The following is a 25,898-nucleotide window of genomic DNA, read 5'->3' on the forward strand; positions in this document are numbered from 1 at the left end:
GCCGACCCCTCCGTGAGCGACCGGTGACGTCGTGTCGCAGCGTCGGGGCCCGCCGAGGCCACCCCCCCACCGGGGTGGTCCGCGGGGCATGTAGAGTCCTCGCTGCCCCCGGCGAACACGAGCCCCCATCGTCTAGCGGTCCAGGACGCTGCCCTTTCAAGGCGGTAGCACGGGTTCGAACCCCGTTGGGGGCACGGCAGCACCAGCAGCACCAGCACCAGCACCACCAGCAAGGCCCTGTAGCGCAGTTGGTTAGCGCGCCGCCCTGTCACGGCGGAGGTCGCGGGTTCGAGTCCCGTCAGGGTCGCTCTCCGGTGGGGACACCGGGAGGGGCAGGTAGCTCAGTCGGTACGAGCGCTCGCCTGAAAAGCGAGAGGTCGGCGGTTCGACCCCGCCCCTGCCCACACACCTCCTCCGTCAGCTCGACGGCGCCCGGTCGCTGACCACCTGGGCGTAGACCTGGCCGTGCACGGCCCGGACGGCGGCGCGCTGCTCGGCCCGCCACGCCTGGTCGGCCGGCCGCGGGGCCGGTCGGGTGAGTGCCGCGGTGACCGCGGCGTCCAGGGACACCGGGTCCAGGCCGCGCTCCTCGTCGTTGTCGTAGACCACCACGTCGGCCCACTGGTCGGCGAACCAGCCGCAGCTGGGCGCCACCACCCGGGTGCCGACGTCCCGGCAGACCTCCAGGTCCCGCGAGTGCGTGCCGCAGCACTCCGGCAGGACGGCGGCGTGCAGCTCCTGCAGCTGCTCGGCCCAGCCGTCCGCCTTGCGCGGCAGGTACTCCAGGCTGTCCCCGGCGGCGAAGACCGGCGGCGGCGCCACCCCGTCGTCGAGGAACACCCGCAGCCGCCCCCCGCCGTTGACCGCCCCGGACAGCGCCGCCCGGACCACGCCGGCGGGGTCCGGCAGGGCCGGGCACGGGGCGCGCAGCGCCATCCCGACCACGCCGCGCTCGCCGCCGCCGAGGTCGGGGACCGGCTCGGCGATCGACGGGTGCGCCACCACGATTGCCGTCCGGCCGAACCGCGCCGCGATCTCCTCCGCCGCCCCCGGGGTGAGCGTGAGCACCACCTCGGCCGTGGCCAGCAGGGCCGCGAGGTGGGCGTCGTGCCGGCGCCGGGTGGGCTGGCCCGGGTCGCGCAGCTGGTGCACGGTCAGCACCAGCGGGACCCCCGAGCGCCGGACCGTCTCCGTCCAGCTGACCACCTCGTCCTCGGGCAGGTGGCCGTACCCGGAGTGCAGGTGCACCACGTCGGTGCGGTCGGCGTGCGCGGCCAGGTAGCCGGGGTCCAGCCAGGGGCTGGGCCCGCCACCCGGGCCGGGACCGACCCGCTGCACCCCGTCGGGCAGGACGGCGTCGACGTAGGGGTCGGTGTTCGGCACGGTCACCACGCGGATCCCGGGACCTGCCGGGGAGTCGGCGGCGTTCACGCGGTGCTGCTCCTCTGCGGGCCGCGCACTGCGACCGGGCAGGGGCGGGACCCGGGTCGGGGTCGACGGGTGTCCACGCCCCTACCCACGGTCGCCACGGTCAACCGGCGCGGTGACGCATCGTGCCCGGGACCACCTCCTGGGGTGACGCCCGCGGGCGGCGCTACCCCGCCCGGCGGCCGCCGTCCACCCGCGGCGGGGCGCCCGGGACGGGTGGGACGGGTGCGCCCGACCCGTCGGGACCCCACCAATCCCCGTGTGATCACGGAGTGGGGTCCCGCCAGGTGACACCGTGCAAGCGGCTGCCTACGGTCGGGAGGTGCTCGCGTCGTTGCTGGTCCTCGCCGGTGTCCTCGTCGGGTTCGTCGCCCTGCTCGCCCTCATCGTCGCCCTGAGCGCCCCGTCGGCCGCCCGCCCGCCGGCCGGCCGGTCGCCGGCAGCGCCCCGCACCCCGGCGCCCCGCCCACGCCACCCCGCGGGGTGACCGGCCGACCGCGGCCGCCCCGCCCGGGGGTCGCGGTCGGCGCGTCGCCGGGACGCGCCGACCGCCGCGTCGTCCCGGGTGCCGCGCGGTGCCGCGGGAGGCGATGATCCGCGGTACGGCGGTGCAGCACCCGCACGCCGGAGCACGAGCACGGCGAGGACGACATGGCACGGTCCCGGTCCGGTTCCCCCCACCCCCGGCGGCGGGCCCTCGTCGGCCTGGTGCTGGTCCTCCCGGCGACCGGCGCGCTGCTGGCCGCGCTGCTCAGCCCCTGGGTGATCGGCCCGGGGCTGGCGGCGAGCTCGTCGGCCTCGCTGCTGGCACCACTGCCGGTCGAGCTCACCGACGCCACGCCGCCGGGCAACACGGTGGTCCTCGCCGCCGACGGGACGGTGGTCACCCACTTCTACCGGGAGAACCGGACGCCGGTGACCGCCGACCGGATCGCCGACGTCATGGAGCAGGCGCTGGTCGCCATCGAGGACGAGCGCTTCGCCGAGCACAACGGCCTGGACGTGCAGGGCACGGCTCGGGCGCTGGTGCGCAACGTCGCCTCCGGCGGCGTCCAGGAGGGCGGCTCCACCATCACCCAGCAGCTGGTCAAGCAGACGCTGCTGCAGAGCGCCACCACCGCCGAGGAGCGGCGGGCGGCCACCGAGCAGACGGTGGGCCGCAAGCTGCGCGAGGCCCGGCTGGCCCTGGCGCTGGAGGAGACGTACTCCAAGGAGGAGATCCTCACCCGGTACCTCAACACCGTGTACTTCGGCGAGGGCGCCTACGGCGTCCAGGCCGCGGCGCAGGCCTACTTCGGCGTGGACGCCGCCGACCTCGACCTGCCGCAGGCGGCCATGCTCGCCGGGCTGGTGCAGACGCCGGCCGCGGACAACCCGCTGGCCGACCCCGAGCGGGCGCGCGAGCGGCGCAACGTGGTGCTGGCGCGGATGCACGCCCAGGGCCTGGTCACCGACGCCCAGCTGGCCGAGGTCGCGGCGACGCCGGTGCAGACCGCCCCGGCGCCGGCCCCGCCCAACGGCTGTGCCGGCGCGGTGCTCGGCGGGTTCTTCTGCGACTTCCTGCAGCGCCACCTGATCGGCACCCTCGGGGTCACCCAGGAGCAGCTGGAGACCGGTGGGCTCACCATCCGCACCACGCTGCGGGCGGACCTGCAGCGCTCCGCGGACGCCGCCGTGCTGGCCACCCAGCCGATGGGCGACCCGGTGGCCGCCGTGTTCACCGCGGTCGAGCCGGGCACCGGCGCGGTGCTGGCGATGAGCGCCAACCGGGTCTTCGGCCACGACGTCGACGACCCGGCGCAGGAGTCGGTCAACCTCAACGTGGTCGCCAGCAAGGGGTCGGGCTCCACCTACAAGGTGTTCGTGGCCACCGCGGCCCTCGAGCGCGGCCTCCCGCCGACGCACACGATCACCGCGCCGGAGCCCTACACCTCGCGGGTGTACCGCAACGGCTCCGAGCCCTACACCGTGGGCAACGTCGGGGAGTCGATCCCGGCCCGGCTGAGCATGCACGAGGCGCTGGTCCGCTCCTCCAACACCTACTTCGTCGCCCTGGAGGACGAGCTGGGCAGCGTGGAGGGCCCGGTGCGGGTGGCCCAGCGGCTGGGTCTGACCTCCCTGGACCCGGTCGCCGACCAGGTGGTGGCGGAGAACCGCGGCTCGTTCACCCTCGGCCCGGAGGCGACCAGCCCGCTGGCGCTGGCCAGCGCCTACTCCACGCTGGCCGCAGGCGGCACCCGGTGCACGCCGGTCCCGGTCGTGGAGGTCCTCGACCGGGACGGGCGGCCGCTGACCCGCGCGGACGGCAGCCCGCTGGGCACCGGCGCCTCCTGCACCCCGGAGGTGGTCTCGCCGCAGATCGCCAGCACGGTCAACCAGATGCTGGTCGGCGGCTCCACGCTGCCCTACGGCACCGGTCGGCGGGCGGCTGTCCCCGGGCACCAGGTCGCCACCAAGACCGGCACCGCCCAGGACCGCGCGTCGGTCTCCTTCGTCGGCTCCACCCCCCGCTACACCGCCAGCGTCATGCTGTTCGCCCCACAGGCCAACGTGGACGTCGGCGGGTACGGCGGCAGCCGCGGCGGGCAGATCTGGCACGACGCCTTCCTGCCGGTGCTGTCCGCGGAGGAGGCGGTCCCGTTCCCGCCGGCGGGCATCCCGCTCCCGCCGCTACCGGGCGCGCGGTGACGCCGGGCCGGCCATGAGCTCCGCGGCGCGCTCACCGATGGCCACCGCGGTCGCCGCCGGGCCGCGCGAGGTCACCGTGGGCATCACCGAGGTGTCCACGACCCGCAGCCCCTCGACGCCGCGCACCCGCAGGTGCTGGTCGACGACCGCGCCGGGGTCGCCGTCCGGGCCCATCCGGGCCGTCCCGGCCAGGTGGACGGCGGTGGCGATGGAGCGCCGGACCCAGCGGTCCAGCTCGCGGTCGTCGCACAGCACGTCGTCGGGCAGGCCGGTCCGGCCGGCGACCAGCGGCGCCAGCGCCCGCGTCCGCAGCAGCTCGGCGGCCAGCCGCACCCCCTGGCGCATCCGCCGGCGGTCGGCGTCCGCGGTCAGGTAGCGGTACTCCAGCCGCGGCTGCACGCGCGGATCGGTGCTGGTGAGGGTGAGCCGCCCGCGGCTGTCCTCCCGCTGCAGCCCCACGCCGAGGAACAGGTCGTCGCGGCGGCGGGCGGTGTCCAGCAGCCGGTGCGGCGACGTCCCGCGCAGCGCGCGCAGCGTGGCCCCCGGCCGGCGCAGCGCCCGGGCCACCGCCGTCGACGTGCGGGGCGCCACCACCCGGCTGAACGGCTTGAGCCAGGGCAGCACCTCGAGGTCGTCGGCGGTGTTCAGGACGCCGGACAGCGGGTGCAGGTCCCGCGGCATCGGCAGCCGCCGGGCCGGGCGCCAGGTGACGTAGACGTCGGGGTGGTCGGTGCACTCCGCGCCCACCCCCGGGACGTCGGCCACCACGTCGACGCCGAGGGCGCGCAGGTCGTCGGCCGGGCCGATGCCGGACAGCAGCAGCAGCTGCGGCGACCCCACCGCGCCGGCGGCGAGCACCACCTCGTCGGCGCGCACGACGCCCTCGTCGGTCTGCACGCCGACCGCCCGGCCGCCCTCCACCACGACCCGGCGCACGGTCACCCCGCCGCGCACGGTCAGCCCGGGGTGCCCGCGGCGCGGCGCCAGGTAGGCCATCGCGGTGTTGACCCGCACCCCGCCGGCCACGTTGAGCGGGACCGGACCCCAGCCGGGCGGCCCGTCGGCGTTCTTGTCCGGCTCGGCGGGGAACCCGAGCTCGGCGGCGGCCGCCCCCAGCGCGTCGGCGAGCGGGTGCCCGGGACGCGGGCGCTGCACCGGCACCGGGCCGCCGGTGCCGTGGCCGGGCCGGTCGCCGTGGTCCCGGTCGTCCTCCAGCCGGACGAAGGAGGGCAGCAGCGCGTCGTGGGACCACAGGTCGTTGCCCGCCGCGGCCCAGCCGTCGAGGTCCGCGCGGGTGCCGCGGATGAAGTAGCCGCCGTTGAGCGCGCTGGACCCGCCGGCCACCCGCCCGCGCGGGACCGGGGAGGTGACCTCGTCGGTGAGCACGCCGGTGAGGTCCCAGTTGGCCGGGTGGCCGGGGACGGCCGCGGCCATGCGCGCGGCGTCGCGCAGGTCGGGCGGGAACTCGGCGTGGTCGGCCCCGGCCTCGAGCACCAGCACCCGCCGTCCGGCGTCGGCCAGCCGGGCGGCCAGCGGGGCGCCCGAGGTGCCGGCGCCCACCACGACGACGTCCCACCCGGTCACAGCCCGAGCACCGCCGGCAGGTCCAGCCGGCGCACCTTGCCGGTCGGGGTGCGCGGCAGCTCGGGCACCGGGTGCAGGCTCTTGGGCCGCTTGGCCGGGGTGAGCCGCTCCCGTGCCCACCCGGCCAGCTCGACCGGGTTCGCGTCACCGACGTAGGCGGCGACCACCCGCTGGCCCCACACCTCGTCCGGGACGCCGACGACCGCGCTCTCCACGACCGCCGGGTGCGCGTCGAGCACCGCCTCCACCTCGGCCGGGTACACGTTCACCCCGCCGGAGACGACCAGGTCCTCGCGGCGGCCGTCCAGCCAGACCGTGCCGTCGTCGTCCACCCGGCCCAGGTCCCCGACGGTGACCAGGTCGCCGCGCCACGCGGCCGCGGTCTTCTCCGGCGCCCGCCAGTACTCGAACCGCGCCCAGCGGGGCACCGCGCACCACAGCTGGCCGCGCGCGTCGGCCTCCACCCGCCGCCCCGGCCGGGCCCGCCCGACGCTGCCCGGGCGGGCGAGCCACAGCTCCGGCGGGCAGACGGTGAACTGCGCCTCGGTGGAGCCGTAGAACTCCCAGACGCTGCCCGCAGGCGCGGCGGCGAGCACGGCGCGCTTCACCGGCTCGGGGCAGGGTGCGCCGGCGTGCACCAGCCGCCGGAAGGACGACCAGTCCACGTCGTCGCGCTGCAGCAGGCGCTGCAGGTGGGTGGGCACGCAGAAGGCGGTGGTGGGCCGCGCGGCGCGGATGACCGCGGCCGCGCGGGCGGCGTCGAACGGCCCGGGCAGCAGCACCTCGCCGCCGGCCAGCAGCGTGTGCACGGCGAACCGCAGCGGCGCGGAGTGGTGCAGCGGGGAGAGCACCAGGTGCCGGTCGGTCGGGCCGAGCTCCCACAGCCCGACCTCCTCGCCGGCCAGCGCGCGGGCGTCGTCCTCGGCGAGCACGCCGGACCACACGCCCTTGCGGCGTCCCGTCGTCCCGGACGTGTGGTGCACCGGCCGGGCCAGCGGGACGTCGGCCAGCTCGGCCTGCACGTCCCCGGTGAGCAGCCGCCCCGGCTCCGCACCCACGTCGAGGCCCGCGTCGGCGTCCGCCGCGAGCGCGGCCCGCTCGGCGGCGGGCAGCGCGGGGTCCAGCACCACCGGGACGACGCCGGTGCGCAGCGCGCCCAGGACGACGGCCAGCAGCGCCGGCGAGGCGGCCGCGGACACCAGCAGCCGGTCGCCCGGCACCAGCCCCGCCGCGCACAGGGCGGCCGCGGCCCGCCGCTGGTCGCGCTCGCTGTCCGCGGCCCGCACCACCGCCACGGTCACGGCAGGGACACCCGGTCGCCGTCCAGCACCGCGTGCCCCTCCGCGGCGAGCTTGGCCAGCGTCGCCCGGGTCGACTGGGCCGCCGCCGGCCACAGCTCCCGCGGCACGTCGGCGTACACGTCGGCCACCAGCGCGTCGACGGTCCCGCCGCCGCGCACCACCGCGGCGAGCAGCTGCTGCTCCCGGAACGCCCGGTGGGCCAGGTAGAAGTCCAGCACCGCGCCGGGGTCCTCGGTCAGCTCCGGTCCGTGTCCGCAGTACAGCGCGCTGGGCCCCAGGTCGTGCACCCGGCGCAACGACGCCAGGTAGGCCAGCACGTCGCCCTCGGGGTGGGTCACCACCGACGTCCCGCGGCCCAGCACGTGGTCGCCGACGAGGACCGCGCCGGACTCCAGCCGGAAGGCCAGGTGGTCGGCGGTGTGCCCGGGCGTGGGGACGACGTCCAGCGCCGTCCCGGCCAGGGTCAGCCGCTCCCCCGCCGCCAGGACCCGCCCGCCCGGACCGGCCACCCGGGCGTCGGCGGCCCCGACCTCCGCCCCGAACCGCTGCCCCCACGGGAGCGCCGCCTCCGCGTGGTCGCCGTGGTGGTGGGTGACCAGGACCGCGACGCAGCGGGCGTCGCGCGCAGCCAGCGCCGCGTCCACCGCAGCCAGGTGCGCCGGGTCGTCCGGGCCCGGGTCGACCAGCACGGCCTGCCCGCTGCCCGGGGCGCCGACGAGGTAGCTGTTGGTGCCGTCCAGCGTCATCGGCGAGGGGTTGGGCGCCAGCACCCGGGTGACCAGCGGCTCGAGGTCCGCCGTCCGCGGCATCATCCCCGGCGCGGGGAGCTGCCAGGTGCTGCGGGGGTCCTCCGGGGTCCTCACGCCCGGCACGGTAACTGCTGTCCGCGTGGTGACGGCCTGGAACGGCCACTCCTCAGGGACCCTCCGCCTGCGCGTGCGAGGCGTGGGGGGAGGGGTGGTCCTCCTAACAGCCGCTGATGCTCGCCCCGCGGGCGCGCAGCCACGGCACCGGGTCGACCTGGCCGCCGTGCAGCGCCCCGCCGGGGTGCACCTCGAAGTGCAGGTGCGGGCCGGTGGACTGGCCGCGGTTGCCGACCGTGGCGATCCGCTCGCCGGCGACCACCCGCTCGCCGGCGCTGACGAAGTACTCGTTGACGTGCCCGTAGACGGTGATCGCGCCGTCGTCCCCGCGGATGTAGACCGCGTAGCCGAAGCCGGTGGCCGTGCCGGCCCGGGCGACGACGCCGGAGTGCGCGGCGTAGATCGGCGTGCCGATGGGGGCGGCGATGTCCACGCCGCCGTGCAGGGTGCCCCAGCGCATGCCGTAGCAGCTGGAGGTGCGACCCGAGGTCGGCGTGACGTAGGGGCCCGAGCCGCCGGAGGACGACGACGAGGACGAGGACGACGACGAGGACGACGACGACGAGCTGCCGGAGCCGGAGCTCTGGCTGCGGGCCGCGGCGCGGGCGGCGGCGGCCGCGGCGGCCGCCTCCTGCTCGGCGCGGCGGGCTGCCTCGGCGGCTGCCGCCTCCTCGGCGGCCTTCTGCGCCTGCCACTCCTCGAACGCGTTGCGGGCGCCCTGCAGGCGCAGCAGCTCGATCTCCGCGGCCTGCAGCTGGGCCTCGTAGTCGGCCTTCTGCGCGGAGACCTGGTCGTAGGCGGCGCGCTGGGCGGACAGCTGCCGGTCGGCCTCGGCCTTGGCGGCGGCCGCGGCGGCCTCGGCCTGGGCGGTCTTGTCGCGGGCGGCGCGGGCCGCGGAGTCGGCGTTGGCCTGCTGCACCTGGGCGATCTCGAGCTGGCCGAGCACGTCGAGGTGGTTGGCCGAGACGTAGTCCAGCATCGCGGCGGTCTGCACCAGCTCGGCCGGCCCGTCGGCGTCCAGCAACGCGGCGGCCGTGGACAGGGTGTTGCCGTTCATGTAGCTGTCGCGGGAGAAGCCGGCGATGCGGGCCATGGCCGCGTCCACGGCGGCGACCGCGGCCTCCAGCTCCAGCGCCGTCCGCGCGGCCTCGGCCTGCGCCTGGACCAGCGCCTCCTCGGCGGCCAGGTAGGCGGTGCCGGCGGCCTCGGCCTGGTAGGCGTAGCGCTCCAGCTCCGACTCCGCCTGGGCCACCAGGGCCCCGATCCGGCCGACCTCCGCGGCGGCGGCGTCCTGCGACGACTGCGCCTCACCGAGCTGCTCGTCGGTGGGGTTGGGGGGCTCGGGGGCGGCGCTCACCGGAGCGGCGCCGGTGAGCACGACCGTCGCGGTGACGACGCCGGCGAGCACGCCCTGCACCACCCGTGCGCCCGGGCGGCGGTGTGCGACCGGGACGGTCGCGCGCGAGCGCCGGTGAGGACGGCTGTGCAGCATGTCGCTCCCAGGGGAAGGGGTGCGTCGGTGGGCGGACCGAGCGTGACAGCGTCACTCCGGTCCCGTCGGTTCCCACGCGGCACGGCTGTCCCACCGGGCACACGGGGCCCCTGCCCCACTCCTGTCCCTCCTGTTGTCGTCACCCGAGTGGGTGACCTTGAGGGGTGGCCGCGTCCTTTCTACCCCGCCGGCCTGCCCAGCTCACCGGCGAGCCGGTCCAGCTCGGACCCGCCGGACATCAACCGGGTGAGCTCCTCGACGCTGACCTCGCCCTTCGCGAGGTCCCCCAGACCGCGACCCCGCCCGAGCAGCAGGAACCGGTCACCGACCGGGTGCGCGTGGTGCGGGTTGTGGGTGATGAACACCACGCCGACCCCGCGGTCGCGGGCCTGGGCGATGTAGCGCAGCACGATGCCGGCCTGCTTGACGCCCAGCGCCGACGTCGGCTCGTCGAGGATCAGCACCCGGGCGCCGAAGTGGACGGCGCGGGCGATGGCGACCGACTGCCGCTCGCCGCCGGAGAGGGTGCCGACCGGCTGGTCGGGGTCGCGGATGTCGATGCCCATCGCCAGCAGCTCGCGGCGGGTGACCTCCCGGGCGTGGGCGGTGTCGAAGCGGCGGAACGGGCCACGGCCGCGCGTGGGCTCCGCACCCAGGAAGAAGTTCCGCCAGATCGCCATCAGCGGGATCATCGCCAGGTCCTGGTAGACCGTGGCGATCCCGGCGTCCAGGGCGTCGCGCGGCGCGCTGAACTGCACGGGGACGCCGTCGAGCAGCAGCTGACCGCGGTCGGGCCGGTGCACGCCGGCGAGCACCTTGATCAGCGTGGACTTGCCCGCGCCGTTGTCGCCGAGCACGCAGGTGACCTCGCCGGCCCGCACCGTGGTGCTGACGCCGTCGAGGGCGATGACCGCGCCGAAGTCCTTGCCGACGTCCCGCAGCTCCACCAGCGGCGGGTTCACCTGCGGGCCGCCTCGGCGTAGCGGCGGACCGCCCGGTTGGCCAGCACGGCGAGCAGCAGCATCGCGCCGAGGAAGAAGTAGAACCAGTCGGCGTCCCACCGCAGGTAGACGATGCCGAGCTGGGTCATGCCGAACACCAGCGCGCCCAGCGAGGCGCCGACCGCCGAGCCGAACCCGCCGGTCAGCAGGCACCCGCCGATGACCGCGGCGACGATGTAGATGAGCTCCTGGCCGATGCCGGTGTTGGCCTGCACCGAGGTCAGCCGGACGGCCAGCGTGGTGCCGACGAACCAGGCCGCGACCGCCGTGGTCATGAACAGCGTGATGGTGGTCCGCCGCGCCGGGACGCCGACGTTGCGGGCCGCCACCTCGTCGCCGCCGGTGGCGAAGACCCAGTTGCCGAAGCGGGTGCGCAGCAGCACCCAGGTGGCCAGCGCGGTGGCCAGCAGCCACCACACGATCGCGATGCGGAACTCCACGCCGGCGAGCTCCACGCGGGAGGCGAACACCCACTCCGCGCCGCCGTAGCCGGGTGCCTCCGCGATCCCCCCGGCCGACACGGTGCCGGTGAACGTCTTGGTCAGCCCCAGGTTCAGGCCCTGCAGCATGAGGAAGCTGCCCAGCGTGATGATGAAGCTGGGCAGCCCGGTGCGGGTGACCAGCCAGCCGTTGCAGAAGCCCAGCGCGAGGGCCAGCACCAGCGCGACGGCGATGGCCACCCAGATGTTCTGGTCCAGCTCGGTGGCCACGATCCCGACGGTCAGTGCCGTCGTCCCGGTCATGACGCCGGCCGACAGGTCGAAGTGCCCGCCGATCATCAGCAGGGCCACCGCGACGGCCATGATGCCCAGCGTCGAGGCCGGGTCCAGCCAGTTGGCCACACCGCCCAGGGACCGGAACACCGACGACTGGGCGGCGAAGAACACGAACACCGCCACGGCCCCGACGAGCGCGCCCAGCTCGGGGCGGACCAGCAGGCGGCGCAGCGGGCCGACGGCGGCGACCCGCTCGTCGGCCCGCTCCGGGGCCCGCGTCGCGGTGCTCAGCGGGTCCCGGCCGAGGCCAGGTCGGCGATCGCGTCGACGGTGCCGGCGTCGACGATGGCCGGGCCGGTCAGCACCGGCTGCCCCCCGCCGACGGTGTTCAGGTTCTCCGCGTACAGCTTGACCATCGACACCGGCAGGTAGCCCTGCAGGTACTGCTGCTGGTCGACGGCGAACGCGACGTCCCCGGCCTGGATGCCCGCGATGACGTCCTGGTCGAGGTCGAAGGTGGCCACCCGCGCCTCCGAGCCGGCGGCGGCGACCGCGTCCACCGCCACGCCGGCCACCGCGGAGTTCAGCGCGAGAACGCCGTCGATGGACGGGTCGGCCTGCAGCTGCGAGGTGATCGTGGACTGCGCTCCGGGCAGGTCGTTGACGTCCACCTGCAGCGGGGTGAGCGGCCGGCCCAGGCCCTCGGCGGCACCGGCGCAGCGCTGTTCCAGGCCGATGTTGCCGGCCTCGTGGACGACGCACAGCACGTTCTGCGTGCCGTCGGCGGCCAGCCGCTCACCCGCCCCCCGGCCGGCCACCGTCTCGTCCTGGCCGACGTGGCCGATGGCGCCGAACTCCGTGGACCGGTCGCCGCCGGAGTTGACCGTGACCACCGGGATGCCGGCCCGGACCGCGGCGGTGACGGAGTCCTCCAGCGCGTCGGGGTTGGCCATCGAGACGACGATGCCGTCGACGCCGGAGTTGACCGCGGCGTCGACCAGCTGGGACTGCCGCTGCGGGTCGCCGTCGCTCTGGTAGTCGACGGCGACGCCGAGGTCCTCCCCGGCCGCCTCGGCGCCGTTCTGCACGACGTCCCAGAACGCGTCGCCGGCCGAACCGTGCGTGACCACCGCGACGCTCAGCTCGCCGCCGCCGCCGCCCCCGCCGCCGGCACCCGTGCCGCCGCCGTCCGGGGCTGCGCCGCCGTCCCCGCCGTCGCCGGTGGTGCAGGCGGCGAGCAGCAGGGGCGCGGCGAGCACGAGCGCCAGCAGTCGCTTCGGTTCGGCCATGTGCGGTGTCCTCCCGGGAGTGCAGCGCCGGTGTCCGGCCCCAGGATCATGCCCGCCCCCTCCGACGGGCAGGCGTCCCGGGCACCCGGACGGGCGAGCCGCCGCGCCCTAGGCTCCTGCCGTGGACGTACTCCGCTCCGGTCACGAACAGGTCGTCTTCTGCTCCGACCCGGCCTCCGGGCTGCGGGCGGTGATCGCGATCCACTCCACGGCGCTGGGGCCGGCGCTGGGCGGCACCCGCTTCCACCCCTACGCCGACGAGGACGCCGCCGTCGCCGACGCGCTCGCCCTGTCCCGGGCCATGACCTACAAGAACAGCCTGGCCGGCCTGGACCTCGGCGGCGGCAAGGCCGTCATCATCGGGGACCCGCACACCGACAAGACCGAGGCGCTGCTGCGCGCCTACGGCCGGTTCGTGGAGTCCCTCGGCGGGCGGTACCTGACCGCCTGCGACGTCGGCACGTACAACGCCGACCTCGACGTCGTCGCCCGGGAGACCCGCTTCGCGCACGGCCGGTCCACCGCCCACGGCGGCTGCGGGGACTCCTCGGTGCTCACCGCCCACGGCGTCTTCCAGGGCATGCGGGCGGCCGCGCAGCACCGCTGGGGCAAGCCGTCGCTGGCCGGGCGCACCGTCGGCGTGGCCGGGGTGGGCAAGGTGGGCAGCTGGCTGGTCGACCGGCTGGTCGAGGACGGCGCCGACGTGGTGGTCACCGACGTGGACGCCGGCGCGGTGGAGCGGGTGCTGGCCCGCCACCCCGGCGTGGACGCGGTCTCCGACACCGCCACGCTGGTGCGCACCCCCAGCGACGTCTACGCCCCCTGCGCCCTGGGCGGCGCTCTGGACGACGCGACGGTCGCCGAGCTGGAGGCCGAGATCGTCTGCGGCGGGGCCAACAACCAGCTCGCGCACGCCGGCACCGCCGACGAGCTGCTGCGCCGCGGCGTCCTCTACGCCCCCGACTACCTGGTCAACGCCGGCGGCGTCATCCAGGTGGAGGACGAGCGGCACGGCTTCTCCTTCGCGCGGGCCGAGGCCCGGGCCACCGGGATCTTCGACGTCGCGCTGCGGGTGTTCCGGGCCGCCGACGACGCCGGCGTCTCCCCCGCCGTGGCCGCCGACCGGCTGGCCGAGGAGCGGATCGCCTCGGTCGGCCGGCTGGCCACCATCCGGCTGCCCCGCTGAGCGAGCACCTCTCCCCCACGTCCGGGTGGCGCACCGGACGGGGCTGTGTGCCGGTCGTCGGTCCGTGTCGTAAGCTCGCTCGGGACAGAGTCACTCAGTCGGGGTCGCCACGCGGGCCGTCCAGCCCGGAGCTGGGCTCCCGTACTCCGTAACGAGGGGGTCGAGCCGATGGGGCGCGGCCGAGCGAAGGCCAAGCAGACACGCGTGGCCCGTGAGCTCAAGTACAGCTCACCGAACACCGATCTCTCCGCCTTGCAGCGCGAGCTGACCGGCTCGCCGTCGACGTACACCGCGCCCTCCCGGGCGAGCACGGATGACGACGACGACGAGGACGACTACACCGACCGCTGGGCGGACGGTGACGACGACGACGGCCTGGACGGCGTAGCCGCCAGCCGGTAGCCGGCGGGCACGGTCCCGTCGACACGGTCGGACCGGACGACGCCGCGACTCCCCCGGGAGTCGCGGCGTCGCCGTGCGCACCCGATCCCGCCTTTATCACGATATTGGCGGAACGAGGACCGGGTCCTCCCTCAGCCGCGGTAGGTGCCGACCAGCCGGGCGGGGTCGGCGCCGGTCCGGGGGCCGACGGTGCCGACGACCCACGCGGGCACGCCACGGGCACCCAGGGCGGCCACCACGTCGTCGGCGACGGCCGGGTCGACCGCGGCCACCATGCCGACGCCGCAGTTGAACGCCCGCTCGGACTCCGCGCGCGGCACGCCGTGCTCCTCCAGGAGCGCGACGGCCGCCGGCAGCGCCCAGGTGCCGCGGTCGAGCACGGCAGTGAGCCCGTCGGGGACGACCCGCGCGGTGTTGCCGGCGAGCCCGCCGCCGGTGATGTGCGCGTAGGCGTGCACGCCGTCGACGCCGAAGCGGTCCACCAGCGCGAGGCAGTCCAGCGCGTAGACGCGCGTGGGCTCGAGCAGCACCTCGCCCAGTGGGCGGTCCAGCCCGGCCGGCGTCGCGGCGAGGTCCAGCCCGGCCGCGGCGACCACCCGGCGCACCAGCGAGAAGCCGTTGGAGTGGAAGCCCGACGACGCCATCGCCACGACGGCGTCGCCGTCCCGGACCCGCTCGGGGCCCAGCACCGCGTCGGCCTCCACGACGCCCACGGCGGTCGCGGCCAGGTCGTAGTCGTCGGGGGCCATCAGGTCGCCGTGCTCGGCGGTCTCCCCGCCGACCAGCGCCGCCCCGGCCAGCCGGCAGCCGGTGGCGATGCCGGTGACGATGGCGGCGACGCGCTCGGGCACCACCTGCCCGCAGGCCACGTAGTCCTGCAGGAACAGCGGCTCCGCGCCGCAGGCGACCAGGTCGTCGACGACCATCGCGACCAGGTCGATGCCGACGGTGTCGTGCCGGTCCAGCTGCCGGGCCAGCGCGGTCTTGGTGCCGACGCCGTCGGTCGAGGAGGCCAGCAGCGGCCGGCGGTAGCGGGCGGTGTCCAGCGCGAACAGCCCGGCGAAGCCGCCCAGGCCACCGACCACCTCGGGCCGGTTGGTCGCCTCGACCGCCGTCCGCATGAGGGTGACGGCGCGCTCGCCGGCGTCGATGTCGACGCCCGAGGCGGCGTAGGTGAACCGCCCGGGTTCCGTCACGGGCGGGTCAGCGCGTCGTCCGCGCCGCCCGGCACGGTGGCGCTGCCGGCCTGCTGCCCGGTCCAGCCGGTGACGGCGCGGCGCTCGATGCCCTCCAGCACGTGCTTGCCCAACACGGTCGGCTCGGCCAGCGGGATCGGGTAGGAGCCGGTGAAGCACGCCGTGCACAGCCGGTTGACCGGCTGCTCGGTGGCCGCGATCAGGCCCTGCTCGGAGACGTAGGCCAGCGAGTCGGCGTTGATCGAGGCGCGCACGCCGTCGACGTCCAGGCCGTTGGCGATCAGCTCGGCGCGGCTGGCGAAGTCGATGCCGTAGAAGCACGGCCACTTCACCGGCGGGGAGGAGATCCGCACGTGCACCTCGACCGCCCCGGCCTCGCGCAGCATGCGGATCAGCGCGCGCTGGGTGTTTCCGCGCACGATCGAGTCGTCGACGACGACCAGCCGCCTGCCGCGGATGACGTCGCGCAGCGGGTTGAGCTTGAGCCGGATGCCCAGCTGGCGGATGGTCTGGCTGGGCTGGATGAAGGTCCGCCCGACGTAGGAGTTCTTCACCAGGCCGATGCCGTAGGGGATGCCGGAGGCCTCGGCGTAGCCGACGGCGGCCGGGGTGCCGGACTCCGGCACGGAGATGACCAGGTCGGCGTCGGCCGGGTGCTCGCGGGCCAGCCGCCGGCCGATCTCCACCCGCGCGGCGTGCACGCCGCGCCCGCTGATCGTGGTGTCCGGCCGGGCCAGGTACACGTACTCGAACACGCAGCCCTTCGGCTGCGCCGCGGCGAAGTGCTGGCTGCGCAGGCCGTCCTCGTCGACGGCGATCAGCTCGCCGGGCTCCACCTCGCGGACGACGGAGGCGCCCACGATGTCCAGGGCCGCCGTCTCGCTGGCGACCACCCAGCCGCGCTCCAGCCGGCCGAGCACCAGCGGCCGCACGCCCTGCGGATCACGGGCGGCGTAGAGGGTGGTCTCGTCCATGAAGGTGAAGCTGAAGGCCCCGCGCAGCTGCGGCAGCACCTCCATCGCGGCGGCCTCGACCGACAGGTCGGGGCGGGCGGCGATCAGCGCGGTCACCAGGTCGGAGTCGGTGGTCGAGCTGAACGCCCCGGGCACCCCGTCGTCGGCCGCGCGGGAGGCGAGCTCCGCGGTGTTCACCAGGTTCCCGTTGTGGCACAGCGCCAGCCCGGTGCCGGCGTCGGTCGTCCGGAAGGTGGGCTGGGCGTTCTCCCAGGTCGAGGCACCGGTCGTGGAGTACCGGGTGTGCCCGACGGCGAGGTGGCCGCGCAGGCTGCCCAGCGTGGCCTCGTCGAACACCTGGCTGACCAGCCCGAGGTCCTTGTAGACGACCACCGAGGCGCCGTCGGAGACGGCGATGCCCGCCGCCTCCTGGCCGCGGTGCTGCAGGGCGTAGAGACCGAAGTAGGTCAGCTTGGCGACCTCCTCCCCCGGCGCCCAGACGCCGAAGACGCCGCAGGCGTCCTGGGGTCCGGGAGACGAGGGGTCGAGGGCGTGCGTCAGCCGTCCGTCACCGCGAGGCACCCCGTGAGCCTACCGGCGCCGGCGTCCCGGCCCGGGTGGCGCGTGCCACCCGGGGCTCAGCGGACGGTGCCCAGCTCGGCGGCGATGCGGGTGTCCTCGCCGTGCCCGGTGTGCACGACGGTGTCCCCGTGCAGGGTGAGCAGCCGGTCCCGGATGGACCGGACGATGGTCGGGTGGTCGCTGAACGAGCGGCCGGTGGCGCCGGGCCCGCCGGCGAACAGCGTGTCGCCGGTGAAGACGGCCCGCAGGTCCGGGGCGTGCAGGCAGGTGCTGCCCGGCGAGTGCCCGGGGGTGTGCAGCGCGGTCAGCGTCGTCCCGGCGACGGTGAACCGGGTGCCCTCCGCCAGGTCGGAGTCCGGGGCGGCGTCGGGGTGCACCACGTCCCAGAGCATCCGGTCGGCGGGGGGGAACCAGATCGGCGCCCCGGTCGCCGCGCGCAGGTCGACGGCGGCGGTGACGTGGTCGTTGTGCCCGTGGGTGAGCACGATCGCGGTCACCCGGCGCCCGCCGACCGCGGCCAGGATCGGGGCGGCGTCGTGCGGGGCGTCGACGACGAGCACCTCCTCGTCGTCCCCGACCAGCCAGACGTTGTTGTCGACGTCGAAGTCCTGCCCGTCGAGGCTGAAGACCCCGGAGACGACGGCCTTCTCGATGCGCGCTGCCATCAGAGGACGACCACGCTGCGCAGCACCTCGCCGCGGTGCATCTTCTCGAACGCCGTCTCCACGTCGTCGATGCCGATGGTCTCGCTGACGAACTCCTCCAGCGGGAAGCGGCCCTGCCGGTAGAGGTCGACCAGCAGCGGGAAGTCCCGCGACGGCAGGCAGTCGCCGTACCAGGAGGACTTCACCGCCCCGCCCCGGCCGAAGACCTCGATCAGCGGGAGGGTGATCTGCATGTCGGGGGTGGGCACGCCGACCAGCACCACCCGACCGGCGAGGTCGCGGGAGTAGAAGGCCTGCTCGAACACCGCCGGGTGCCCGACCGCGTCGATGGCGACGTCCACGCCGAACCCGCCGGTGTGCCCCTTGATCGCCTCGACCGCGTCGGTCTGCCGGGAGTTGACGGTGTGGGTGGCGCCGAACCGCCGCGCCCACTCCAGCTTCCGGTCGTCGACGTCGACGGCGACGATGGTGGTCGCGCCGGCCAGCTTCGCCCCGGCGATGGCGGCGTCGCCGACACCACCGCAGCCGAACACGGCCACCGACTCCCCGCGGCGCACGCCGCCGGTGTTGACCGCCGCGCCGACGCCGGCCATGACGCCGCAGCCGAGCAGGCCGGCGGCGGTGGCCGGTGCGGCCGGGTCCACCTTCGTGCACTGGCCGGAGTGCACCAGCGTCTTCTCCACGAACGCGCCGATGCCCAGCGCCGGGGACAGCTCGGTGCCGTCGGCCAGCGTCATCTTCTGCGCGGCGTTGTGCGTGGCGAAGCAGTACTGCGGCTCGCCCTTGGCGCAGGCCCGGCACTGGCCGCACACCGCCCGCCAGTTGAGGACGACGAAGTCGCCCACGGTCACGTTCGTGACGCCCTCGCCGACGGCGGCCACGGTGCCGGCGGCCTCGTGGCCGAGCAGGAACGGGAACTCGTCGGTGATGCCGCCCTCGCGGTAGTGCAGGTCGGTGTGGCACACGCCGCACGCCTGGACGTCGACGACCGCCTCACCGGGACCCGGGTCGGGCACGGTGATCGTCTCGACGGTGACCGGAGCACCCTTCCCACGGGCGACGACGCCCTTCACCTGGTAGGCCATGGCGGGAGCCTATGCCGGGTCCGCGGGCCGGCCACCGGCGACGAGTGGCGTGCCCCCGAGTGGCGCGCGCGCCGGTGGCGGGCAAAGATGCGGTCTCCCGCCTCAAGTGAGAGTCCTCACCTGCCGAGCCATACGGGCGACGGGGACGTACCGTTCCCGCGGGTCCGTGACCTCGCGCACAGACCCGTCCGCCGGGGGAACCCGGGTGATTCCTGACCGGAGGTCCGTTCGTGGCAGTACCGAGTTTCCTGGCCCGGGAGCGCATCGTCGCGCGTCCCGGCTTCAACCGCTGGCTGATCCCGCCGGCGGCCCTGGCGGTGCACCTGTGCATCGGCCAGGCGTACGCGACCAGCGTCTACAAGGCCGCCCTGGTCTCGCACTTCGAGTCCACGCTGACCGCGATCGGCATCATCTTCTCGATCGCCATCGTGATGCTCGGCCTGTCGGCCGCGCTGTTCGGCACGTGGGTGGACCGCAACGGCCCGCGCGCGGCGATGTTCACCTCCGCCGTCTTCTGGGTCACCGGCTTCGTGGTGGGTGGTCTGGGCATCGAGACCCGCCAGCTGTGGCTGGTGTACCTCGGCTACGGCGTCATCGGCGGCATCGGCCTGGGCATCGGCTACATCTCGCCGGTCTCCACGCTGATCAAGTGGTTCCCGGACCGGCCGGGCCTGGCCACCGGCATGGCCATCATGGGCTTCGGTGGCGGTGCGCTGATCGCCTCGCCGCTGTCGCGTGAGCTGATGAGCTGGTACGACCCGGCCTACGACCCGACCGTGGCCGGCACCGTGCCCGACGGCGACGCCGTCGCGGCGCTGTTCTTCACGCTGGCCGCCGTCTACCTGGTCTTCATGATGTTCGGCGCCTTCATCGTCCGCGTGCCGGCCGACGACTGGCGTCCCACCGGCTTCGACCCGGCGTCGGTGAAGAAGAAGGCCCTGGTCACCACGGACAACGTGTCCGCGGCCAACGCGATCAAGACCCCGCAGTTCTGGCTGCTGTGGACGGTGCTGTTCTGCAACGTCACCGCGGGCATCGGCATCCTCGAGCAGGCCGCGCCGATGATCCAGGACTTCTTCCGCACCGGCGAGACCTCCACCGTGGCCGCCGCCACGGCGGCCGGCTTCGTCGGCCTGCTGTCGCTGTTCAACATGGCCGGCCGGATCGTGTGGTCCTCCACCTCGGACTACATCGGCCGCAAGCCGATCTACATGGTCTACCTCGGCGTCGGGGCGGTCTTCTACGTCCTGCTGGCCACCGTGGGCAGCTCCGCGACCTGGCTGTTCGTCATCTGCGCGGCCGTGATCCTGTCGTTCTACGGCGGCGGGTTCGCCACCATCCCGGCCTACCTGCGCGACCTGTTCGGCACCTACCAGGTGGGCGCCATCCACGGCCGGCTGCTGACCGCGTGGGCGGCCGCCGGTATCGCCGGGCCGCTGATCGTCAACGGCGTCCTGGACACCCAGGGCACCCCGGGGCAGCTGGTGGCGGCGAACTACCGCCCGGCGCTGTTCATCATGGTGGGGCTGCTCATCGTCGGCTTCATCGCCAACCTGATGGTCCGTCCGGTGTCCAGCAGGTACTTCGAGCCCACGGCCACCACCCCGGCCGCCGCCCGCGCCAACCCCGAGAGGAGCGCCGCCCGATGAGCCACCCCGCCGCCGACCGGCAGCAGACGCACACCCCGGTCGCCCTGATCGGGTTCGCCTGGACCCTCGTGGGCGTCCCGCTGGCCTACGGGCTGTACAACGCGGTCAAGGCCGCCAGCGCCCTGTTCAGCTGATCCACGGCCACCACGGCACCACCCGCAGCGCCCCCGTCCGGACCCCCGGGCGGGGGCGCTGTGCCGTGTACACCGTCGGCCTGCCGGCCGACACCGCGACCAGGTGCGGTCCCCTGCCGCGTGGAGCCCCATCCGCCGCACCCGGCGGGGACCCTCCGGGCCCGCCCCGGGCACGGCCCCCGCAGGGCGGCTCACCTCAGCGGCACCAAGGGCAGGTGCTGTGACAGGTCGGCGCGGGCGCCGCTGGCGCTGACCCGCCCGTCGGCCAGCGCGTCGGCCCAGGCCAGTTCGCCGGTGGCCAGCCGCAGCCAGGTCGCGGCGTCGGTCTCCACCACGTTGGGCGGTGTGCCCCGGGTGTGCCGGGGCCCCGGCACCAGCTGGACGGCGACGTGCGGCGGCACCCGCAGCTCGACCGACCGGCCGGGCACCTGCTGGGCCAGCCAGCGGGCACTCGTCCGCACCGCCGCCCCCAGCACCGCCCGCGGCGGCTGCTCGGCCTCCCCCGCGAGCCAGGCCCGCGCCGGCTCGACGGCGGCCCGCAGCTGCTCGGCCGGGATCGGGGCGGCGCCGGGCATCAGCTGGTCGGGACCGTCCCCGCCGGCACGGTGCCCACCGCGTCCTCGGGCGCACCGAACAGCGCCGGGAGGGTCGCCGTCCACGCGGCGCGCAGCTCGGCCAGCGGCAGCGCGGCGACGCCCTCGACGAGCAGGGCGTCCCCGCCGGTCGTGCCCAGCTCGGTGACCGGGACGCCGGCCCACTCGGCGGTGACCCGCACCGCCTCCGGGTCGGTCGTGGTGACCACGGCCCGCGCGGCGGACTCGCTGAACAGCGCGGTGAACGGGTCCTCACCCAGCCGCAGCGCGGCGCCGGTGCCGTACCGCAGCGCCGACTCGGCCAGCACCTGCGCCAGGCCGCCGTCGGCCAGGTCGTGGGCGGAGGTGACCAGCCCCTCACGGCCCAGTGCGGCCAGCAGCTCGGCCAGCGACCGCTCGGCCGCCAGGTCGACCGCGGGCGGGCGGCCGCCGAGGTGGCCGTGCGCCACCGACGCCCACGCCGACCCACCGAACTCCGGCCGGGTGACCCCGAGCAGCAGCACCGTCTCCCCCGCCGTCCGCCAGCCGGTGGGCACCCGCCGGCGGACGTCGTCGTGCACGCCGAGGACGCCGATCACCGGCGTCGGGTCGATCGCGACGTCGCCGGTCTGGTTGTAGAGGCTCACGTTGCCGCCGGTGACCGGCAGACCCAGCTCGCGGCAGCCGTCGGCCAGCCCGCGCACGGCCTCGGCGAACTGCCACATCACCTCGGGCTCCTCCGGGGAGCCGAAGTTCAGGCAGTTGGTGACGGCCAGCGGCCGCGCGCCGCTCACCGCCACGTTGCGGTAGGCCTCGGCGAGGTTGAGCTGCGTGCCGGCGTAGGGATCCAGCCGGGCGTACCGGCCGTTGCCGTCGAGGGCCAGCGCGATGCCGCGGGAGCTGTCCTCGTCGATGCGGACCACCCCGGCGTCGTCGGGGTGGGCGAGCACGGTGTTCCCGCGGACGTAGCGGTCGTACTGCTCGGTCACCCAGGTCTTGTCCGCGCCGTCGGGGCTGGCCACCACGGCCAGCCAGTGCGCCGCCAGCTGCTCGGGCGTCCGCGGGCGGGGCAGCGCGGCCGGGTCGTCGGCCTGCAGGTCGTCGAGGTCGGCGGGGCGCCGCATCGGGCGGTCGTAGACCGGCCCCTCGTGGGCGACGGTGCGCGGCGGGACGTCGACGATCCGCTGCCCGTGCCAGTCGACCGTCAGCCGGTCGCCGTCGGTGACCTCACCGACGACGGTGGCCAGCACGTCCCACTTCGCGCAGACGGCCAGGAACGCCTCGACCTTGGCCGGCTCGACGATCGCGCACATGCGCTCCTGGGACTCGCTCATCAGGATCTCGGCCGGGGTGAGCGTGGGGTCGCGCAGCGGGACGCGGTCGAGGTCGACGTGCATGCCACCGGTGCCCGCGCTGGCCAGCTCCGACGTCGCGCAGGACAGCCCGGCGCCGCCGAGGTCCTGGATGCCGGTGACCAGGTCGGCGGCGAACAGCTCCAGGCAGGCCTCGATGAGCAGCTTCTCGGTGAACGGGTCGCCGACCTGCACGCTGGGCCGCTTGGCCGGGCGGTGCTCGTCGTCGAAGGTCTCGCTGGCCAGCACCGACACCCCGCCGATGCCGTCACCGCCGGTGCGCGCGCCGAACAGCACCACCTTGTTGCCGGCGCCCTCGGCCTTGGCCAGGTGCACGTCCTCGTGCCGCATGACGCCCACGCACAGGGCGTTGACCAGCGGGTTGCCGGCGTAGCAGTCGGCGAACAGCAGTTCCCCGCCGATGTTGGGCAGGCCCAGGCAGTTGCCGTAGCCGCCCACCCCGGCCACGACCCCGGGCAGCACGCGGGCGGTGTCCGGGGCGTCGGCGCGGCCGAAGCGCAGCGAGTCCATGACCGCGACCGGCCGGGCGCCCATGGTGAGGATGTCGCGCACGATGCCGCCCACCCCGGTCGCCGCACCCTGGTAGGGCTCGACGTAGCTCGGGTGGTTGTGCGACTCAACCTTGAAGGTGACCGCGTAGCCGTCACCGACGTCGACCACGCCGGCGTTCTCGCCGATGCCCACCAGCAGCGCCTCGCTGCGCGGCAGGTCCCCGAACCGGCGCAGGTGCACCTTGGAGGACTTGTAGGAGCAGTGCTCGCTCCACATCACCGAGTACATCGCCAGCTCGGCGGAGGTGGGCCGGCGGCCGAGGATGTCCCGGATCCGGTGGTACTCCTCGGAGCGGAGCCCCAGCTCGGCGTACGGCTGCTCCTCGTCCGGGGTCTCCCCCGCCCGCGCGACGGTGTCGATCACCGGGACACCGTGGCCTCGAGCACGCTGGTGAAGAAGCCGAGCCCGTCGGTGGACGGGCCGGTGAGGGCCTCCACCGCGTGCTCGGGGTGCGGCATGAGGCCCACGACGCGGCCGTCGGCGCTGCTCACCCCGGCGATGTCGCGCATGGACCCGTTGGGGTTGCCGCCGGTGTAGCGGACGGCGACCAGCCCCTCCCCCTCGATGCGGTCCAGGTCGGCCGGCGCCGCGACGTAGCGGCCCTCACCGTTCTTCACCGGGACGACGACCTCCTGGCCGGCCGCGTAGGCGCTGGTCCAGGCGGTGCCGGTGCGCTCCACGCGCAGCGCCTGGTCGCGGTTGCGGAAGTGCAGGTGGCCGTTGCGGGTCAGCGCGCCGGGCAGCAGGCCGGCCTCGCACAGCACCTGGAAGCCGTTGCAGATGCCCAGCACCGGTGTGCCCCGGCGGGCCCGGTCGACGACGTCGCGCATCACCGGTGCCCGCGCGGCGAGGGCGCCGGCCCGCAGGTAGTCGCCGTAGGAGAAGCCGCCGGGCAGCACGACGGCGTCCACGTCGCGCAGGTCGGAGTCGGCGTGCCAGAGCGCGACGGGCTCCGCGCCGGCCAGCCGGACCGCGCGTGCGGCGTCGACGTCGTCCAGGGAGCCCGGGAAGGTGACGACCCCGATGCGCATGCCTCAGCTCCTCGGCAGGTGGAGCTCGACGTCCTCGATGACCGGGTTGGCCAGCAGCGTCTCGGCGATCTCGCGCAGCTCGGCCTCGTCCGGCGTCCCGTCGACCTCGAGCACGAAGTGCTTGCCCTGGCGGACGCTGCGCACGCCGCCGTGGCCCAGCCGGCCGAGCGCGCCGAGCACCGCCTGCCCCTGCGGGTCGGAGATCTCCGGCTTCAGCACGACGTCGACGACCACCCGGGACACGCCGCCGAGGGTACCGGGGAGGCCCCGCTCACCCGACCGGGTGGGTTCGCACCCGGACCCCTCAGGTGCCCGGCCGGGACGGCCGTTCCTGCTGCAGGACGGCCGCCCGGCCGTCGCACCGACCGACCGGCAGCAGCGACCGAGGAGGACGCCGTGACCGCGCCCCGACGGCTCGCCGCGGTGCTGCTGTGCGCCGTCGCCGCCGCGGTCGCCGCCCTGGGGCTGCCCGCTGCCGCGGCCACGGTGGCCGCGCCGGCCGGTGCCGGCCCGACCGCCCTGGTCGTCTCGGCCGGGGCGCCCGCCGGGGCGCTGTTCCCCGAGCCGGCGACCGGCTACGCCTCCCCCGAGGTGGGCGCCGTCGCGCTGACCGTCGGCAACCCCGGGCCGACCGCCGTGCGGGTGCACGCGGTGCGCCTGAGCGCGGTCGGCGTGCGCGCCGTGGCCGGGCGGGTCTGCCCGGCGGGCAGCGTGCTGCCCGCCCGGACCGGCCCGGTGGACCTCGCCGAGCCGGTGCGGCTGCCGGCCGGCGCCGTGGGCGTGCCGGTGCGGGTGCCCGGTGCGCTGCGCATGCCGGCCACCGCCGGACCGGGCTGCCAGGGCGCCGCGGTGGACGTCGAGGTGACCGTCGTCGCCGCGCCCGCGTAGTCACCGTCCGTGACGAGGAGTCGGCGGTGCACCCGACCGCCACAGCTCTCTCCCGTGACGCGAGCAGGTGACGCAGCGCCACGACGGAGCCGTCCTGCCCCTCGATCGGGTGGCGCACCGCCCCCGTGGCTTCCGGCCCTGCCCCGCCGTCCCGTAGATCGTTCACACACAGCGACACACCGTCGCTACGGACAGTGAGATGATCACGGGGGCCCCTCATGAACCTGCGCAAGCGATCCAGCGTCGTCGCCCTGCTGACCCTCGCCCTCGTCGGCGGTGGCGTGGCCTGGGCCGCGTGGCTGGTGAGCGGTACGGGCACGGCGACGTCGCAGGCGGCCACGGTGACCTCGCTCGAGGTGTCCGCAGGTACCCCGCAGGACCGGCTCTACCCGGGGGGCGCGACCGACCTGCAGGTCCTCGTCGACAACCCCAACCCGTTCCCGGTGACGGTCACCCAGGCCACCTTCGGCGCGGTCACCGTGACGCCGCAGGCAGGCAAGACCTGCGCCGCCGCGGACGTCGCCACCGCCGGCCCGCTCGCCCTGTCCGCGGGCCTGGCCGCCGAGTCGCAGGACACCGCCCTGCTGCTGCCGGACGCGCTGAGCATGCTCACGAGCGCGGCCGACGGGTGCCAGGGGGCGTCCTTCAGCGTCCAGGTCACCCTGACCGCACAGTCCGCCTGACCGGGTCGGGGGCACCGCGCACCGCGGTGCCCCCGGCCACCGCCCCGTCCCGCCCGAGGAGGACCGCCATGCGCCGGACCGCCGTGCGCCGGACCGCCGTGCGCCGGACCGCCGTGGTCAGCCTGGTCGTGCTCGGGCTGCTGCTCGGCGCGACCGGCCCGGCGGCGGCCGGCTGGGCGACCTCGGGCGGCGGGGCGGCCGTGGCACGGGCGGCGTCCATGCCGGAGATCGGGCAGCCGACGGTGGCGAGGGTCGTCGATCCGGCGACCGGGCAGACCACCTACGTGGTGCAGTGGTCGGCCGGCCCGGTCGGCACCAGCCCGGTCCCGGGTTACCTGGTTAGGCGCACGATCTTCCCCGGCACCGCGCAGGCCCGGCACGAGACGATCGTCAGCGGCACCTGCTCGGGCGTCACGTACGAGGGCCGCAGCAACGTCTACCTGCCCTCCCCCGCGGAGACCGGCGCTCAGTCGTGCACCGACCCGGAGGGCTACGCCAAGGGCGAGGTGACCTACTCGGTCACCCCGGTGCTCCTGGGGTGGACCGGTCCGACCTCACCGGAGTCGGCGGTCGTCCGGCCCTGAG

General features: G+C 75.6%; 25 protein-coding genes and 3 tRNA genes. 12 read left to right on the forward strand and 16 right to left on the reverse strand.

Annotation, left to right across the window (positions count from 1 at the left end; genetic code table 11):
• The first annotated feature begins 121 nt into the window (after positions 1-121).
• The 3 genes from RTG05_RS20380 (at position 122) to RTG05_RS20390 (ending at position 404) form a co-directional block, all read left to right on the forward strand.
• A tRNA-Glu gene (locus RTG05_RS20380) sits at positions 122-194 on the forward strand.
• Between the two features lie 39 nt (positions 195-233).
• A tRNA-Asp gene (locus RTG05_RS20385) sits at positions 234-307 on the forward strand.
• A gap of 23 nt (positions 308-330) precedes the next feature.
• Positions 331-404, forward strand: a tRNA-Phe gene (locus RTG05_RS20390).
• Between the two features lie 13 nt (positions 405-417).
• On the opposite strand, the gene RTG05_RS20395 is transcribed toward RTG05_RS20390, so the two are convergent.
• Complete coding sequence (locus RTG05_RS20395) at positions 418-1,431, reverse strand: glycosyltransferase (RefSeq protein ID WP_166526628.1); 1,014 nt, start codon at positions 1,429-1,431, stop codon at positions 418-420.
• Positions 1,432-1,750: 319 nt separating this feature from the next.
• On the opposite strand from RTG05_RS20395, the gene RTG05_RS20400 reads away from it, so the two are divergent.
• Positions 1,751-1,915 carry a hypothetical protein gene (locus tag RTG05_RS20400; RefSeq protein ID WP_315912091.1) on the forward strand — a complete coding sequence of 55 codons (165 nt, stop codon included), beginning with the start codon at positions 1,751-1,753 and terminating at the stop codon, positions 1,913-1,915.
• Between the two features lie 164 nt (positions 1,916-2,079).
• Positions 2,080-4,116 (forward strand): transglycosylase domain-containing protein, encoded by a 2,037-nt coding sequence (locus RTG05_RS20405; RefSeq protein ID WP_166526629.1) that lies wholly within the window; start codon positions 2,080-2,082, stop codon positions 4,114-4,116.
• On the opposite strand, the gene mftG is transcribed toward RTG05_RS20405, so the two are convergent.
• The 7 genes from mftG to RTG05_RS20440 all read right to left on the reverse strand — a co-directional run bounded on the left by mftG (position 4,099) and on the right by RTG05_RS20440 (position 12,362).
• A complete protein-coding gene (mftG, locus tag RTG05_RS20410) occupies positions 4,099-5,700 on the reverse strand; it encodes a mycofactocin dehydrogenase MftG (protein ID WP_166526630.1) in 1,602 nt (533 codons plus the stop codon). The two genes, RTG05_RS20405 and mftG, sit on opposite strands and share 18 nt — an antisense overlap.
• Positions 5,697-7,001 (reverse strand): class I adenylate-forming enzyme family protein, encoded by a 1,305-nt coding sequence (locus RTG05_RS20415; RefSeq protein ID WP_166526631.1) that lies wholly within the window; start codon positions 6,999-7,001, stop codon positions 5,697-5,699. Before RTG05_RS20415 ends, mftG begins: the two co-directional genes overlap by 4 nt.
• On the reverse strand, positions 6,998-7,864 hold the full coding sequence (locus RTG05_RS20420; protein ID WP_166526632.1) for an MBL fold metallo-hydrolase: 867 nt from the start codon (positions 7,862-7,864) through the stop codon (positions 6,998-7,000). Before RTG05_RS20420 ends, RTG05_RS20415 begins: the two co-directional genes overlap by 4 nt.
• A 103-nt stretch (positions 7,865-7,967) precedes the next feature.
• Complete coding sequence (locus RTG05_RS20425) at positions 7,968-9,272, reverse strand: peptidoglycan DD-metalloendopeptidase family protein (protein ID WP_315912092.1); 1,305 nt, start codon at positions 9,270-9,272, stop codon at positions 7,968-7,970.
• A 263-nt stretch (positions 9,273-9,535) separates the two neighbouring features.
• Positions 9,536-10,318, reverse strand: a complete 783-nt coding sequence (locus RTG05_RS20430; RefSeq protein ID WP_208104687.1) for an ATP-binding cassette domain-containing protein — start codon at positions 10,316-10,318, stop codon at positions 9,536-9,538.
• A complete protein-coding gene (locus tag RTG05_RS20435) occupies positions 10,315-11,256 on the reverse strand; it encodes an ABC transporter permease (RefSeq protein WP_208104688.1) in 942 nt (313 codons plus the stop codon). Before RTG05_RS20435 ends, RTG05_RS20430 begins: the two co-directional genes overlap by 4 nt.
• Positions 11,257-11,360: 104 nt before the next feature.
• Positions 11,361-12,362, reverse strand: coding sequence for a sugar ABC transporter substrate-binding protein (locus tag RTG05_RS20440; protein WP_315912093.1), 1,002 nt, complete (start codon positions 12,360-12,362; stop codon positions 11,361-11,363).
• A 121-nt stretch (positions 12,363-12,483) separates the two neighbouring features.
• On the opposite strand from RTG05_RS20440, the gene RTG05_RS20445 reads away from it, so the two are divergent.
• Both RTG05_RS20445 and RTG05_RS20450 read left to right on the forward strand, forming a co-directional pair.
• Positions 12,484-13,548, forward strand: a complete 1,065-nt coding sequence (locus RTG05_RS20445) for a Glu/Leu/Phe/Val family dehydrogenase (protein WP_166526634.1) — start codon at positions 12,484-12,486, stop codon at positions 13,546-13,548.
• A gap of 168 nt (positions 13,549-13,716) precedes the next feature.
• A complete protein-coding gene (locus RTG05_RS20450) occupies positions 13,717-13,950 on the forward strand; it encodes a DUF3073 domain-containing protein (RefSeq protein WP_166526635.1) in 234 nt (77 codons plus the stop codon).
• Between the two features lie 131 nt (positions 13,951-14,081).
• On the opposite strand, the gene purM is transcribed toward RTG05_RS20450, so the two are convergent.
• The 4 genes from purM to RTG05_RS20470 are packed head-to-tail and all read right to left on the reverse strand — an operon-like array spanning position 14,082 to position 18,431.
• Positions 14,082-15,146 (reverse strand): phosphoribosylformylglycinamidine cyclo-ligase, encoded by a 1,065-nt coding sequence (gene purM, locus RTG05_RS20455; protein ID WP_166526636.1) that lies wholly within the window; start codon positions 15,144-15,146, stop codon positions 14,082-14,084.
• On the reverse strand, positions 15,143-16,681 hold the full coding sequence (gene purF / locus RTG05_RS20460; protein WP_166526637.1) for an amidophosphoribosyltransferase: 1,539 nt from the start codon (positions 16,679-16,681) through the stop codon (positions 15,143-15,145). The genes purM and purF overlap by 4 nt, the downstream gene beginning before the upstream one ends.
• Positions 16,682-16,737: 56 nt before the next feature.
• The gene (locus RTG05_RS20465) at positions 16,738-17,346 is read right to left on the reverse strand and encodes an MBL fold metallo-hydrolase (protein ID WP_166526638.1); all 609 of its coding nucleotides are present in this window, start codon (positions 17,344-17,346) and stop codon (positions 16,738-16,740) included.
• Positions 17,346-18,431: an S-(hydroxymethyl)mycothiol dehydrogenase gene (locus tag RTG05_RS20470; RefSeq protein WP_166526639.1), complete on the reverse strand. Its 1,086-nt coding sequence runs from the start codon at positions 18,429-18,431 to the stop codon at positions 17,346-17,348. The genes RTG05_RS20465 and RTG05_RS20470 overlap by 1 nt, the downstream gene beginning before the upstream one ends.
• A 230-nt stretch (positions 18,432-18,661) precedes the next feature.
• Here RTG05_RS20470 and RTG05_RS20475 point away from each other — a divergent pair, with 230 nt between their 5' ends.
• Both RTG05_RS20475 and RTG05_RS20480 read left to right on the forward strand, forming a co-directional pair.
• A complete protein-coding gene (locus tag RTG05_RS20475; RefSeq protein WP_166526640.1) occupies positions 18,662-20,080 on the forward strand; it encodes an OFA family MFS transporter in 1,419 nt (472 codons plus the stop codon).
• The gene (locus RTG05_RS20480; RefSeq protein WP_166526641.1) at positions 20,077-20,214 is read left to right on the forward strand and encodes an MFS transporter small subunit; all 138 of its coding nucleotides are present in this window, start codon (positions 20,077-20,079) and stop codon (positions 20,212-20,214) included. The genes RTG05_RS20475 and RTG05_RS20480 overlap by 4 nt, the downstream gene beginning before the upstream one ends.
• Positions 20,215-20,405: 191 nt before the next feature.
• Here the strand turns inward: RTG05_RS20480 and RTG05_RS20485 are convergent, their stop codons facing one another.
• The 4 genes from RTG05_RS20485 to purS are packed head-to-tail and all read right to left on the reverse strand — an operon-like array spanning position 20,406 to position 23,985.
• Positions 20,406-20,789, reverse strand: coding sequence for a sterol carrier family protein (locus RTG05_RS20485; protein WP_166526642.1), 384 nt, complete (start codon positions 20,787-20,789; stop codon positions 20,406-20,408).
• A complete protein-coding gene (gene purL / locus RTG05_RS20490) occupies positions 20,789-23,074 on the reverse strand; it encodes a phosphoribosylformylglycinamidine synthase subunit PurL (RefSeq protein ID WP_166526643.1) in 2,286 nt (761 codons plus the stop codon). Before purL ends, RTG05_RS20485 begins: the two co-directional genes overlap by 1 nt.
• Positions 23,071-23,742, reverse strand: a complete 672-nt coding sequence (purQ, locus tag RTG05_RS20495; RefSeq protein ID WP_166526644.1) for a phosphoribosylformylglycinamidine synthase subunit PurQ — start codon at positions 23,740-23,742, stop codon at positions 23,071-23,073. The genes purL and purQ overlap by 4 nt, the downstream gene beginning before the upstream one ends.
• Positions 23,743-23,745: 3 nt before the next feature.
• The gene (gene purS / locus RTG05_RS20500) at positions 23,746-23,985 is read right to left on the reverse strand and encodes a phosphoribosylformylglycinamidine synthase subunit PurS (protein WP_166526645.1); all 240 of its coding nucleotides are present in this window, start codon (positions 23,983-23,985) and stop codon (positions 23,746-23,748) included.
• 153 nt (positions 23,986-24,138) lie between these two features.
• Between purS and RTG05_RS20505 the strand changes: the two genes are divergently transcribed.
• The 3 genes from RTG05_RS20505 to RTG05_RS20515 all read left to right on the forward strand — a co-directional run bounded on the left by RTG05_RS20505 (position 24,139) and on the right by RTG05_RS20515 (position 25,897).
• A complete protein-coding gene (locus RTG05_RS20505; RefSeq protein WP_166526646.1) occupies positions 24,139-24,630 on the forward strand; it encodes a hypothetical protein in 492 nt (163 codons plus the stop codon).
• Between the two features lie 218 nt (positions 24,631-24,848).
• The gene (locus RTG05_RS20510; RefSeq protein WP_166526647.1) at positions 24,849-25,313 is read left to right on the forward strand and encodes a hypothetical protein; all 465 of its coding nucleotides are present in this window, start codon (positions 24,849-24,851) and stop codon (positions 25,311-25,313) included.
• Between the two features lie 68 nt (positions 25,314-25,381).
• On the forward strand, positions 25,382-25,897 hold the full coding sequence (locus tag RTG05_RS20515; protein WP_166526648.1) for a hypothetical protein: 516 nt from the start codon (positions 25,382-25,384) through the stop codon (positions 25,895-25,897).
• The last annotated feature ends 1 nt before the right edge of the window (position 25,898 follow it).

It is taken from the genome of Geodermatophilus sp. DSM 44513 (genome assembly GCF_032460525.1).
Classification (GTDB): domain Bacteria; phylum Actinomycetota; class Actinomycetes; order Mycobacteriales; family Geodermatophilaceae; genus Geodermatophilus.